We start from the raw sequence: 13570 nt of genomic DNA, 5'->3' as shown, positions 1-13570 counted from the left end.
AACTCCAACTGACGCGCCACCACACTCGACGCATCACCCTCATCCCCCAACAACTCCCGCTGCCACACAGCAAAATCCCCATACTGAACCGGCAACCCACCCCAACCAACCACCCCACCACCACACCGCACCCCATACGCCCACGACACATCACGCAGGAGGGGTGCGACCGACCAACCGTCCCAGGCGATGTGGTGGACGACGAGCTGGAGTACGTGTTCGTCGGGGCCGGTGCGGTACAGGAAGGCACGCATCGGGGTCTGCGAGGTCAGATCGAACCCGCGACCCGCCTCAGCGCGCGACAGCTCCGCGAAGCGCTCTTCGGACACCTCCCGCGCCCGCAGCCCGTTCCACACCTCACCGGCATCGAGCACCACCTGCCGCGGCTCCCCGTCCACCTCCGGGAACACCGTCCGCAGACTCTCGTGCCGAGACACCACATCCCCCAACGCCCCCTCCAACGCACCCACATCCAGCACACCCGACAAGCGGGCGACGAAGGAGACGTTCTCGGCGGCGGAGTCCGGGTCGAGCCGGTTGAGGAACCACAGGCGGGTCTGGGTGAACGACACCGGGAGGTGCTCCCCGTCGCCGCCGCGCGCGGCCCGCCGCAGGGCGGGGCGGACGGCTTCGTCGCTGCCGAGCTGCCCGGCGATGCCGGCCACGGTGCGCTGCTCGAACATGGTGCGGATCGGCAGCTCCACGGAGAGCGCGGTACGGATCCGGCTGACGACCCGGGTGCCGAGCAGCGAGTCGCCGCCGATGGTGAAGAAGTCGTCGTCAATGCCGACGCCGTCCTTGCCGAGGACGTCGGCGAAGATGCCGCACAGGATTTCCTCGACGGGCGTGCGCGGGCCCCGACCGCGCGGTGCCCGTGCCTCCTCCTCGGCGTCCGGCAGCGCGCGACGGTCCAGCTTTCCCTGCGGGGTGAGCGGGAGTTCGTCTAGGAACACGATCGCCGTGGGCACCATGTACTCGGGCAGCGACCGGGCGAGCCGCTCGCGCAGCAGATCCGGGTCCGCGGCACCCGGCGTCACGGGGACGACATAGGCCACGAGGCGGTCCCCGCGGTCGCCCTCGCCGCGCACCACGGCGGCGGCCTGGCGTACTTCGGGCTGGGCGGCGAGTTCGGCCTCGACCTCGCCGAGTTCGATGCGGAATCCGCGCAGCTGCACCTGGTCGTCGGCGCGTCCGGTGTAGTGGAGCTGTCCGTCCGGGAGCCACGACGCCAGGTCGCCGGTGCGGTACATGCGGGCGCCCTCGGGGCCGTAGGGGTCGGCGACGAAGCGCTGGGCGGTGAGAGCGGGCCGGTGCAGATAGCCGCGGGCGAGGTTGCCGCCGACGTAGAGCTCGCCCATCACCCCGGCCGGGACCGGGCGCAGCGCCTCGTCCAGGACGTAGACGTGGTGCGCCTCGGTGGGACGGCCGATGGGGGGATGCCCGGCGCCGTGCAGTTGGTCGCTGACCGTGGAGGCGAGCACGGCCTCGGTCGGGCCGTAGCCGTTGAACATCCGGACCTCGCGGGACCAGCGCTCCATGACGTGGGGCGGGCAGGCCTCGCCCGCCACGACCAGGGTGAGGTCCTCGGGCAGCCGGCTGCCGTCCGGCAGGGCGCCGACGACGACCGGCGGCAGCCCCGCGAGGTTCACCCGGTGGCGGTGCAGCAGGTCGAGCAGCGGCCGGCCCGGCACCCGGCACTCCTCGTCGGCGACGACGAGTGTGCCGCCGGTGAGCAGGGCGAGGCTCAGCTCCCACACCGACGCGTCGAAGCTGAACGAGGCGAACTTCAGTACGCGCGTGCCGGAGTCGGCACCGAACTTGCTGATCAGGCTGGCCACCATGGCGGCGAAGCCCGCGTGGTCCACGATGACGCCCTTGGGGCGGCCGGTGGAGCCGGAGGTGTAGATGACGTACGCGGGGTGCCGGGGCTCCAGTGCGGCGCGCCGGTCGGCGTCCCCGGGCGCGTGGCCGGGCAGGGCGGCGAGCTCGGCGGCGGTCGCGGGCCGGTCGACGAGCACGGCCTCGCAGCCCGGCTCGGGCAGCCGGGTGGCCAGCTCCTCGGTGGTGACCAGGAGCGAGGGCGCGCTGTCGGCGAGCATGAAGGCGATGCGGTCCGCCGGGTACTTCGGGTCCACCGGCAGGTACGCGGCGCCGGACTTGAGGACGGCGAACACGGCCACCGTCATCTCGACGGGGTCCGGCAGGGCCAGAGCGACGATCCGCTCAGGACCGGCACCCCGGGCAAGGAGCAGGCGGGCCAACTGGTTGGCGCGGCAGTCGAGTTCGCCGTAGGTGATCTCGGTGTCCCCGTCCACGACGGCCACGGCCCCCGGGGCGTGCGCCACTTGGGCCTCGAACAGGGCGGGGATCACGGTGTCCGGGGCGTCGGAGGCGTGGCCGCCCCACTGCCGTACGACGCGCTCGAACTCGGCACTCTGGTGCAGCCCGAGCGCTCCGAGGGGAGTTCCGGGGCTGCTCAGCAGGGTGCGCACGGCCTGCACCAGCTGGTCGAGCGCCGCCTCGACGGCCTGCCGCTCGTACGCGGCGGGACGGTACTGGACGCTCAGCGCGAGCCGGCGGCCCGGGTACACGAGGACCCCGAGGCCGCGTTCGGCGGCGAGCCGGGTGGTGCCGTTGGTCAGGCGCAGGCCGGGAACCAGGGCGTTGAGCTCGGTGAGGTCGGCCCTCGGCTGGTTCTGGAAGCTGAGCACCGTGTCGATCAGGTCGCTGACGCCGACGGCGCGCTGCACCTCGGACAGACCGAGGTGATGGTGCTCAAGGAGCTCGGTCTGCTGCGCGTGCACCTGCCGGACGAGCTCGGCGAAGGGCTGTGCCGGGTCGAGCTCGACCCGCACGGGCAGCATGTTCATGAAGAGGCCCACCATGCCGTCCACACCGGGGAGTTCGGGCGGGCGGGCCGAGCTCACGGCGCCGAACACCACGTCGGAGCGTCCGGTCCGGCGGCCGAGCACGACCGCCCAGCACGCCTGGAGCACCGTGTTCAGGGTGACGCCGTGCTCGCGGGCGAAGGAGGTGAGCCGGGCGGTGAGCGGCTCGGTCAGCTCGTACGACACCGCCTCGGGCAGCTGGGGGGCGTCGTCCCGGTCCTCGGCGGCGAGGCGGGTGGGCTCGGTGATCCCGTCGAGCGCGGTGCGCCAGACCGCTCGCGCCGCCTCGGCGTCCTGGTCGGCGAGCCACTCGAAGTAGTCGCGGTAGGGCGGCGCGGGCGGCAGTGCGGACGGGTCGGCCCCGGCCGCGTACAAGGTGAACAGCTCTCGGGCGAGGACGCCCATCGACCATCCGTCGACCAACAGGTGGTGCAGGGTCCACAGCAGCCGTACCCGCTCGCCGGGGAGCCGGAGCGCGGTGAAGCGCAGCAGCGGGGCGGCCGTCAGGTCGAAGCCGCGCTCCCAGTCGGCGTCGGTCAGCCGGTCCGTCTCGGCCGTGCGCTCCGCCTCGTCGGTCAGGGCGGTGAGGTCGACGTCGGTCCACGGCGTCCGGGCACGGGCCGCCACGGTCTGGGCGTGCTCCTCCTGCTCAGGTGTCGCGGGGAAGCACACGCGCAGTCCCGCGTGCCGGACCAGCAGCGCGTCGGCGGCGGCGCGGAAGGTTTCGGCGTCGAAGGGGCCCTCGATGTCGAGGACGACCTGCATCAGGTACGAGTCGGTGTGCTGACTGTCCAGTTCGGCCTGGAAGAGCAGGCCCTTCTGCAACGGGGACAGGGGCAGCACCTCGGGAGGTGCGGCCTGCCGCTGCCGAGCGGCGGTGTCCGCATGGCGTACGAGGGTGTCGAGCGCCCGGAACCAGGTGCGCGCGATGTCGTGCGCGTCGGTGTCCGCGAACAGTTCGGGCGCCCAGATCCACTCGGCGACGAGGTGGGGGCCGTCCCCTCGGTCCTCGGTCACGGGGGTGACCGCGAGGGCGTGGCGCAGCGGCATGCGGGGGTGCGTGCCGGTGCCGACGACGCCGTCCTCGGTGACCAGGGACCAGTCTCCGACCGGTGTGTCGGTGCGGAACCGGCCGAGGTAGTTGAAGCCGATCCCGGGCGTGCCGTGCCGGGCAAGCGCGGGGAGCGTCTGCGGGTTGAGGTGGCGCAGCAGTCCGAAGCCGAGGCCGTGGTCGGGCAGCCGCCGCAGCCGCCCGCGCACCTCGCGCACGGCGGCGGCCAGGCCGGCCCCGACCGCCCACAGGTCGTCCCAGTCCACGGCGTCGCCGAGCCCGAGTAGCACCGGGTAGACGCTGGTGAACCAGCCGACCGTACGGGACAGATCGACGTCGTCGGTGAACTGTTCGCGGCCGTGGCCCTCCAGTTCGACCAGGGTCGCGGCCGGGGACACGTCACCGTGCCGGCGCCGCCAGTCGGCGAGGGCGATGGCCAGGGCGGTCAGCAGCAGGTCGTTGACCTCACCGTCGTAGGCGTCGAGCGCGCCGGACAGCAGGGCGGCGGTGGTGTCGGCGGGCAGTTCCAGACGGAGCCGGTGCGCGGCGCCGTGGACATCGCGCCGCGGGTCCAGCGGGCCTGCGCCGACGGATGCCGCGGCGCCGGTCAACTGCTCGGCCCACAGCGGGAATTCGGCCACCCGGTCGGCGGTCCTCGCCTGCTCGCCGAGCAGCCTCGTCCACTGCCGGTAGGAGGTGGGGACCGGGTCCGGGGTGCCGCCCGCGACGGCGGCGGCGAGGTCGGGCACGAGGATGCGCCAGGAGACGCCGTCCACGCACAGGTGGTGGGTCAGCCACACCAGGCGGCCGGGGCGGCCGGGACCGGCGTCGAGCAGCACCAGTTGGGTCACCAGGCCGGTGTCCGGGACGAGGCGGCCGCGCGCGAGTTCGGTCTGCTCGCGGACGGCGGCGGCCAGCGCGGCCGGGTCGGCGGCGATGCCGGACACGTCGACGCGGCGCACCACGTCGTCCACCGGTACGGCGCCCGGCGGCAGCGCGGTCAGCGACCACAGCCCGTCGGTGGGCACCGACAGCTTCATCCGCAGGGCGGCGTGCCGGTCGAGGAGGGCGGCGGCCGCGGTGCGGAGCGCGTCGAGGCCCAGCCCTTGCGGGGTGGCGAGCACCACGTACTGGCTGTACTCGCGTGACCGCTGGTCGAGGGCGGCCAGGTCCTCCCTCAACTGGTGGGCGATGGGGGCGAGTTCGATCTCGCCCGTGCCGTCGTCGGCCGCGACGAGGTGGCCGGGCGCGGCGGACGTCGCAAGGGCCGCGACGGCCCGGGGGGTGCCGTGCTTGCGGATCAGTAGCGGGGTGACCGAGAGGCCCGCCTTGCGGGCGCGGCTGACCGCCAGGATGGTGCTGATGCTGTCGCCCCCCAGGGCGAAGAAGTTGTCGTCGGCGCCGACGGCGGGCAGTCCGAGGATCTCGGCGAAGACGGCGCAGAAGATCTCCTCCTCCCGCGAGCGCGGCCCGTCGGCGGCGGGCGCCACGCTGTCGGGGCCGGTGTCCGGCTGCGGCAGCGGCAGCGCCTTGCGGTCGACCTTGCCGTGCGCGGTCAGCGGCAGGGTGTCGAGCACCAGGAGGTGCTGCGGCACCATGTACGACGGCAGGGTCTCCTTCAAGTGGGCGCGGACCGCGCCGGTGTCGAGGGCGGCCCCGCCGCGGGGGACGCAGTAGCCCACGAGCTGCCGGCCGCCGGAGGCGTCGTCGGTCACCCGGGCCACGGCGGCGGCCACGGCGGGGTGGCTGAGCAGCGCCGCCTCGATCTCGCCGAGCTCGATGCGGTGGCCGCGCACCTTCACCTGGTCGTCGCGGCGTTCGAGGAACGTCAACTGGCCGTCCTCGTCCCAGCGGACGCGGTCGCCGGTGCGGTACATCCGGGAGCCGGGCGCGCCGAACGGGTCACCGACGAAGGTGCCGGCCGTGCGGGCTGCGGCGGCCAGATAGCCCCGGCCGACGCCGGTCCCGGCGACGTACAGCTCGCCGGGTGTGCCGTGCGGCACCGGACGGAGGTCGTCGCCCAGCACGTAGAGCCGGGTGTTGCGCACCGGTGTGCCGATCGGGACGGACCGGCCGTCCGCCGGGGCCTGTTGGATGTACGCGTGGGTCACGTCGTCGGAGCACTCGGTGGGACCGTAGGCGTTGACCAGCGGCACGTGCGGGTACCGGGCGAGCCAGCGGTGGCACAGGTCGGCGGGCAGGGCTTCGCCGGTGACCATGAGGTGGCGCAGTCCGGGCAGGTCCACGTGGGTGCCGTCGAAGTCCCAGACGTCGAGCGCCGCGCGCAGCAGGGACGGGACGACCTCAAGGACGGTCACACCGTCGGCGGCGGCCAGCGGGAAGAGGAGGTCGGGGTCGGCGGCCGTGTACCGGTCGACGGCGCGCACCCGGCCGCCGACGGCCAGCGGGGCGAGCATCTGCCAGACGGAGATGTCGAAGGTCACCGGGGCGTTCTGCACGAGCGTGTCGTGCTCGCCGAGTCCCAGGTCCTCGATCTTGGCGAGCAGGTGGTTCACCATGCCGGCCCGGTGCACCATGGCACCCTTGGGCTGCCCGGTGGAGCCGGAGGTGAAGATCACGTACGCCAGGTCCTGCGGGTCGCCCGCGAGGGGGGCGAGGCCGTCCGCGGGGTCTTCGGAGCCGTCGGGGGTGATGATGTGCACGGGCCGCCCGACGGCCGCCGCGGCCTGCTCGGCGAGGGCGCGGTGCGCCTCGTCGGCGATCAGCCGGTCGATGCCGTTGTCGGCGAGCAGGGCGGTGGTGCGGGCGACGGGGGCGTGCGGATCGAGGGGCACGTATGCGGCTCCGGCTCCCATGACGGCGAGCACCGCGGTCACGAACCCCGCTCCGGGCGCGGCGAGGACGCCGACGAGGCCGGTTGCGGGCAGGGTCCTCGACAGCGCGCTGGCGCGGCCCACGAGGGCGGCATAGGTGGTCCGCGCGCCGTCCTCCTCGACGGCCACCGCGTCGGGGCGCCGTGCGGCCTGTTCGCGGACGCGGTCCACCAAGCAGTTGAAGTCGGCGGTGCGCACCGGGCCGATGCCGGTCCGCAGCCGGCTCTCCTGGGCGTCCGCCAGGGCGTCCACTCCGCCGATCCGCTCGTCGGCGCCGGCCGCCGCGAACTCCTCGACGAACCGGGTGAGTTGGACCAGGTGTGTCTGCGCCTCCGTCTGCGTGTAGCGGTCCGGATTGGCGTTGAGGTGGAGCTCGATGCCTCCGTCGGCGGTCTCCACGACGGTGATCATCAGGTCGTCCACGAGTCCGGTGGAGAGGTTGTGCACCTGGGCGGTGCACGGGCCGAGGGTCAGTGAGGTCTGCTGCGGCAGCAGGTTGACGAACGGGCCGAACGGCCTGCGGTCGTCGCCGGGCAGCCCCATGTCCCGGCGGATCGCGCTCACCCGGTGGCGCTGGTGCTTGAGGACCTGGGCGAGCTCGCGGGAGGCGCGGCGCAGCAGTTCGCCCTTGGTCAGGGTGGGGCGGACGGGCACCCGCAGCGGCAGGTAGTTGGCCATCATGCCCGGCACAGCCCGCTGCCGTGCGCTCATCCGGGCGGTGGCCGCCAGGGTCAGCAGGACCTCCTCGGTGCCCGCCGTCCGCTGTGTGTGGACGGCGACCGCGGCCACGGCCACGGTGGGCAGGGTGACGTCGGCCCGGCGCGCGCTGTCGCGCAGCCCGCCCGCGGCCTCGGAGGACAGCGTGGCGGACGTGCGCAGGAAACCGCTCGGCAGTCCGGTCGCGTCCGCCCGGTGGGACAGGGTGACCAGCTCCGGCGGCTCGGGGAAGCGGCTCCGCCAGAACTCCGCGTCGCGCCGGGCGCCCACCGACTCCCGGTAGGCGCTCTCGGCGTCGGTCAGCTCGCTCAGCGGCGGCAGCGCCCCGCCCGGCACAGCGCCGTCCGGGCCCGCCTCGTACAGCTCGGCGAGGCGCCGCCACAGCACGGTCTGGCTGTAGCCGTCGCAGAGCAGGTGGTGTACGCACAGGTAGAAGTACGAGCGCTCGGCGCCGACCGTGAGGAGCGCGGCGCGCATCAGCGGGAAGTCGTCCAGGCCGAAGGGTACGTCGAGGTCCGCGTTCATCCAGGCGAGCGTCGCGGCCACGGGGTCGTCGGCGTCCCTCAAGTCGTGCTCGGCAAGCGGCAGTTCGGCGAGCGGCTCGATGTGCTGCCGGGGCTCGCCCTCGACGTCGGTGAACCGGGCCCGCAGGCACTGCGCCTCCTCCAGGAGACGGCGCAGGGCGCCGCGGAAGCGCCGGTGGTCGAGGGGGCCGCGCAGGTCCAGGTAGCCGGCCGAGTTGTAGGCGTTGCCACGCCCGGCGCCCCGCGCGTCGAGCCAGATCTCCACCTGGCCCGCGGTCAGCGGCAGCACGGTGCCTTGAGTCGTAGTCATGACAGGCTCCCAGGGAATGTCGGGCCGGCGGCGGTCGGATCGGGGAAGGGGTGCGGGGCCGGGCCGGGGCCGAGCGCGTCGGGGCCGTACAGGCGGCGCACCCACGCGTCGTCGTAGACGGTGTCCAGGTAGCGCTCGCCGAGGTCGGGGGCGATGGCGACGGCCGTCAGGGGCTCGTCGGTCCGGTTCTCGGCGAGCCAGCGGGCGGCGCCGCTGAGCACCGTGCCCGTCGAGCCGCCGAGCAGGAATCCCTCACGGAGCAGGGCGCGGCAGGCGCGGATGGTGTCGGTCTCGGGCACGATCACGGTGTCGTCCACGAACGAGTCGTCCAGGAGCGCGGGGCGCACGCTGGCGCCGAGGCCCGGGATCATGCGGGGGGCCTGCTCCCCGCCGAAGTTGACCGATCCGACGGCATCGATGCCGACGATGGTCACCGAGGGGTGCGTCTCGCGGAAGAACCGGGCGCACCCCATGAGCGTGCCGGTGGTGCCCGCGCCGACGAAGAGCACGTCCAGGTCGGGGAAGGCCTTGGCGATCTGGGGCCCGGTCGTCTGGTAGTGCGCGATCCAATTGCCCACGTTGGCGTACTGGTTCAGCCAGTGGAAGTCCTCGTGTTCGGCGCAGAGCCGGGCGACGAGATCGAGACGCGCGCCCAGCAGGCCCCGCTCCGGGTGGGGCTCCGAGACGACCCGGAGGTCGGCGCCCAGGCTCCGCATCAGCCGTCGCGAGGCGGTGGTGCAGCGGGAGTCGGTGACGCACACGAACCGGTAGCCGCGGCCGACGGCGACCAGGCTGAGTGCCACGCCCAGGTTTCCCGACGAGCTCTCGACAATGGTCATTCCGGGGCGCAGAAGTCCGGCCCGCTCCGCGGACTCCACCATCTCATTGGCGGCCCTCAGTTTGACCGACCCTGCGAAGTTGAATCCCTCGCACTTCAAGTAGAGCGGAAACCCGGTGATCCGCCGGAGGTCGACGAACAGGTCGTCCACGTCGAATTCCTGCGGCCTCGTGATGACTGGCATGCGTCTTCTCCCGCGTGTTCAGCCGGCTGTGGTGTGCCGCTCGCCGTAGCGTTCCAATTCGTAGAAGAAGCCCTCGACGACGCCGAGTTCACCGGCGTCGCGGATCAGGTCGTGGACGTACTTTCCGACGGCCAGGTCGAGTACGCCGAGCCCGAAGGGCGAGAACACCAGGGGCACCGATTCGTCGGGTGAGACGGCCCCTGTCATGACGTCGAAGAGGGTGCCGGTGATGAACTTCCGGCTGTGCGACTGCTGTTCCGCGAGATGGACCGAGGTGTTGGCCTTCAGGCAGTGCTCGATGTCGTCCACGATGTTGGCCGACCGCAGGATGATGTCGCTGGAGAGGTCGCGCAGCGAGATGTGCAGGACCAGCGGACGGTGGGCGAGGAGTTCGGGGTCGGTGACGTGCGGTGTCGCGGCCACGGTGGCGAAGACCACGAGGTCCGAGGAGCGCAGCAGGTCCTGCGCGCTCTCGTGCACCGAGACCGGCGCCTTCTCACCGGACTGTTCCAGGTACGTCCGGAACTCCCGCGCGTGCTCGACTCTCAGGTCGTGGACGCCCACTTGGTCGAACTGCCAGCCCGTGGCGGCGAGGAAGGTGTGGATGTAGCGGGCGATCAGGCCCGCGCCCACGATGCCGAGCCGGGCCGGACGGGGCCGGGTGCGGGTCAGCCGGTCCGCGGCGAGCGCGGCGGAGGCCGCGGTGCGCACGGCGCTGATGATGGAGGCTTCCATGCAGGCGAACGGATAGCCCGTGGCGGGGTCGTTGAGGAGCAGCGCGGCGGAGGCGCGCGGCAGTCCCGTGCGGATGTTGGCCGGGAAGCTGGATATCCATTTGACGCCGTCCACGCCGATGTCCCCTCCGCAGGAGGCGGGCAGCGCGATGATGCGGGCGTCGGGCCGGTCGGGAAAGCGCAGGAAAAAGGAAGGCGGGTTGACGGTCCGGCCCGCGCCGTGGAGCCGGTAGACCCCCTCGACCACGTCCACGATGTTTTTCTCGCGGCCGGCGAGAGCGGCGTGCACCTGTGCTCCGGAAATCACTGCGAAAGCCGGGGACGGCTTCACCATGAATGTCCACCTCTTCAGGGAAACGGCGTGCTCGGCTTGGCCGAGAACGATGGGTTCATACTTTCTGTACGCCCTGACGGCGGGCTGACTCACCGCTGACGCGGGGCGTCCCAGGGCAGTTCAGGCCTCGGTCGCGTGCGGCCGCCGGTCGCGCTCGATCTTTCCGCCGAGCAACCCCTGGAAAAGATTGAGCCGTTGCATGTTCCCGGTGCCTTCGAGGAATTCCATCGCCCTGGCGTCGCGGGCGAGTTTGTCCAGGAGCGGATGGGACAGGCGCGCGCCGGCGCCGAAGAACGCGCAGGCCGCCAGGGTGACATCCTCGGCGAGACGGGCGGCGCGCAGCTTGGCGGCCGAGGCGAGGTGGCCGTCCGTGCCGCGCGCGTCCACGGCGGCCGCGGCATGGTGCACCAGGTGGCGGGTCGCGTCCACGCGCCGGGTGAGGTCGTCGTAGCGCTCGCGTTCGGCCGCGCCGAGGGCGCGGCGGTGGGCGGCGACGTACTCCAGCGCGGCGCGGGCGATTCCGACCGAGATGGCCGCGACGCCGGGCCGCAGCACGTTGAAGGTCTGGACGAAGGCCCACACCCCGCGCCGGGTCGCGGTCAGATGGCGGCCGAGGAACCGGTCCGCCGGGACCGGCACCCGGTCCATGACGATCGAGCTGATCCGGGCGCCGCGCAGGCCGATCATGTCGAGCGGTTCGGCGTGGAAGCCGGGCGCGGTGGTGTCCACGAGCACGGCCGTGATGCCGAGCGGCCCCGGCCTGGCGCGCGCGAACACCACGCCCAGCTGGGCGCGCGAGGCGTTGCCGACGTACCGCTTCTCCCCGCTGAGCAGGGCTCCCCCGTCCGGGGTCACGGTGAGCGAGCTGCGCAGCGCCGCCGCGTCCGAGCCGCCTTCCGGCTCGGTCAGGGCGAAGCAGGTCCACAGCGGTTCGCTGAGCATGCGCCCGTAGAACCACCGCTTCTGGTGTTCGTCGGCGCACAGGCCGACGGCGACACCGGCGAGGAGCGGTCCGGGCGAGGCGACCAGGGCGCCGACGTCGGCGCAGGCCAACTCCTCCATGACGACGGCTCGTTCGAGGGCGGAGACCCCGTAGAAGCGGTGTCCGTCGATCTTCTCGGGCTCATGACCGTACTCGGCGGGGATGCCCATGGTGGCGAGGTGGCGGACGGCGGGCAGACCGAAGTGGCGGCGGATGGCTTCCGGGTCGCGGTCGATCTCCAGGGCGAGCGGGCGCAGGTCCGCGCCCCATTCGCGGACCTGCCCGCGCAGGGCTGTCAGGCGGTCGTCCAGGTGGGTCACGGTGTCTCCTGGGCCACGGCGTAGGTCTCGGCCACCAGTTCCGAGACGTAGGCGGTCATTCCGGGGCTGTCGGTGAGATAGCCCGCCGCGCCGAGGAGCCGGACCTGCTCGCGGTCGGCGGCGGTGATCCGCCGGTGCAGGTGGTGGAGCATGCCGCAGGACAGGACGCCCGGACGCGTGTCGGTCAATACGGCCTGGATTTCCAGGTGTTCGGCCAGTACGTCCGCGACCGTTCCCTTCACCAGCTGCTGCTGGAGCAGGGTGGAGTCCCCGACGCGCCGATGGGCGAGGCGGGTGAAGCAGGCGGCGCGCAGCGCCTGGGCCAGCCCCAGACGCAGCCACACCAACCCCAGGCCGTGCAGGGCCCGTTGCTCGACGGCGACGCGCCCGCCACGGTCGGCCGGGGCGCGCCGCCCGGTCGCGGCCAGCACTACGGGGCCGCCCGGCAGGTCGAGTTCGGCCAGTTTCGCCTCCCGACCGGTCCCGAGCGGGCGTCTCGCACCGTCCAGCCAGAGCGCGCCGGCTTCGGTGTACGTCCGCGCGGCGACGACGGCGTGCCCGCTGGGGCCGCACGGGAGCAGGCCGGGCAGGGCGGCGTCGGCGAGCGCGGCCAGCGCCGGGGCGAGGCCCTCGTGCCGGGCCGCGTCGTGGCAGCGGGCCATCAGGTCGGTGGCGTCGCGGGTGGCCGATGTCATGACGCCCCTCGGTCGAGGAGGCAGACGCTCAGCTCCGCCGTGTCCGGGTCGTGGTCCACCAGCACGCGGGGGCCATCGCCGTGCGTCGTGCGGCGGAGCTCGGCGGCCAGCGCGCCCAGCGCGCCCGACGCCGGGAACCCGGCCGGGGCCGGCACGGTGCGCCCGGTGTGTCCCGGCAGGTCACGTGCCGCTCGCACGGCGGGGCCGAGCACGACGGGAACGGCCGGGTCGCAGCCCAGGTCGTCCAGCGCGGCGCGCGCGGCGGCCGGGACGTCCCCGGGTGTCGCGCCGGACACCCGGAGCACCGAGAGAGAGCCGGCCTCGCCGGTGGGGGTGAACAGCAGCGCCGCCCCCGCGTCACCGGCGAGGTGGCGCCCGGTCTCGTACGGGAGGGTCGCCTGGTCCAGGACGAACACGGCGGCGCTGCGGTGTCCGTGGCGCCTGATGTACGCGCCCGCAACCTCCAGCGCGACGAACGGCGCGGCCGAGCCGCAGTCCGCGACCGCGAACACCTGGGGCCGCCCGGGGATGACTTCGGACAGGCAGGTGACCGCCGCGCGCCGGCAGTCCAGGTCGGGGGTTGCGTGGGCGACGACGGCGAGGCCGAGGTCCGCGGGCTCGGGCGCGAGGTCGGCGAGGAGGGCCGCGGCCATGGTGGCGAAGGTGTTCCCCGCCGCCCGTTCCGCCGTGTGCGGGCCGGGCTCGACGCCGTACAGGGCGGTCAGGTCGGCGAAGTGCCGCCGGGAGAACGGGTCGTCGATCCGCGTCGTTCCGGCCGGGAACCTCCGGTGCACGATCTTGGCCAGCCGCAGCGGGAACCCGGCCGGGGCCCGCCGCGCGAGCGGTGCCTGGGCGGCCTGCGGGGCCATCGTCAGGCACCCGGTTCCGTGGCGATGAAGTCGGCGAGCGAGCGCACGCTCGTGAAGTGCGCCATCTCCAGCGAGTCCGTGTCGAACTCGATGTCCAGTGCCTCCTCAAGACGCATCAGCATCTCGAACACGCCCGTCGAGTCGAGGCCGAGTTCATCGAAGAGCCGGGATTCCTCGGTCAGTTCGGGCAGGTCGTAGTCGAGTACCTCTCCGAGCGCCGCGGAGATCGCGGCGACGATCCGGGCGCGGTCGGTGGCGGTCAGTCCGGCCATGGTGGGCGGTCCTTTCGT

Annotated in this window: 7 protein-coding genes; all 7 read right to left on the bottom strand. The window is 73.2% G+C overall.

Features of this window, described 5'->3' with window-relative positions; all coding sequences use genetic code 11:
• The coding region (locus ACIQ8J_RS22620) for an amino acid adenylation domain-containing protein (protein ID WP_403274059.1) at positions 1-8324 on the bottom strand (8324 nt) is incomplete at its 3' end.
• Positions 8321-9346, bottom strand: coding sequence for a 2,3-diaminopropionate biosynthesis protein SbnA (gene sbnA / locus ACIQ8J_RS22615; RefSeq protein ID WP_403274057.1), 1026 nt, complete (start codon positions 9344-9346; stop codon positions 8321-8323). The genes sbnA and ACIQ8J_RS22620, both read right to left, overlap by 4 nt.
• 18 nt (positions 9347-9364) lie before the next feature.
• Entirely contained in the window at positions 9365-10414 is a 1050-nt protein-coding gene (gene sbnB, locus ACIQ8J_RS22610) for a 2,3-diaminopropionate biosynthesis protein SbnB (RefSeq protein ID WP_403274056.1), read from the bottom strand.
• Between the two features lie 120 nt (positions 10415-10534).
• Positions 10535-11716 (bottom strand): acyl-CoA dehydrogenase, encoded by a 1182-nt coding sequence (locus ACIQ8J_RS22605; protein WP_403274055.1) that lies wholly within the window; start codon positions 11714-11716, stop codon positions 10535-10537.
• Complete coding sequence (locus tag ACIQ8J_RS22600; RefSeq protein ID WP_403274054.1) at positions 11713-12411, bottom strand: hypothetical protein; 699 nt, start codon at positions 12409-12411, stop codon at positions 11713-11715. Before ACIQ8J_RS22600 ends, ACIQ8J_RS22605 begins: the two co-directional genes overlap by 4 nt.
• Positions 12408-13280: a hypothetical protein gene (locus ACIQ8J_RS22595; RefSeq protein ID WP_403274053.1), complete on the bottom strand. Its 873-nt coding sequence runs from the start codon at positions 13278-13280 to the stop codon at positions 12408-12410. Before ACIQ8J_RS22595 ends, ACIQ8J_RS22600 begins: the two co-directional genes overlap by 4 nt.
• A 2-nt stretch (positions 13281-13282) precedes the next feature.
• Entirely contained in the window at positions 13283-13552 is a 270-nt protein-coding gene (locus ACIQ8J_RS22590; protein WP_403274052.1) for an acyl carrier protein, read from the bottom strand.
• Positions 13553-13570: the final 18 nt, after the last annotated feature.

The sequence above is a fragment of the Streptomyces sp. NPDC094147 genome (genome assembly GCF_044764265.1).
Classification (GTDB): Bacteria; Actinomycetota; Actinomycetes; order Streptomycetales; family Streptomycetaceae; genus Streptomyces.
Note: the sequence above shows the minus strand (reverse complement) of the source record. Positions and strands in the feature narration are given on the sequence as shown.

What these genes read in the sequence shown, in the direction of transcription:
- ACIQ8J_RS22595 (WP_403274053.1), bottom strand. Translation starts at nt 13,280, where the DNA reads ATGGCCCCGCAGGCCGCCCAGGCACCGCTCGCGCGGCGGGCCCCGGCC.
- ACIQ8J_RS22600 (WP_403274054.1), bottom strand. Translation starts at nt 12,411, where the DNA reads ATGACATCGGCCACCCGCGACGCCACCGACCTGATGGCCCGCTGCCAC.
- sbnA (WP_403274057.1), bottom strand. Translation starts at nt 9,346, where the DNA reads ATGCCAGTCATCACGAGGCCGCAGGAATTCGACGTGGACGACCTGTTC.
- ACIQ8J_RS22590 (WP_403274052.1), bottom strand. Translation starts at nt 13,552, where the DNA reads ATGGCCGGACTGACCGCCACCGACCGCGCCCGGATCGTCGCCGCGATC.
- sbnB (WP_403274056.1), bottom strand. Translation starts at nt 10,414, where the DNA reads ATGGTGAAGCCGTCCCCGGCTTTCGCAGTGATTTCCGGAGCACAGGTG.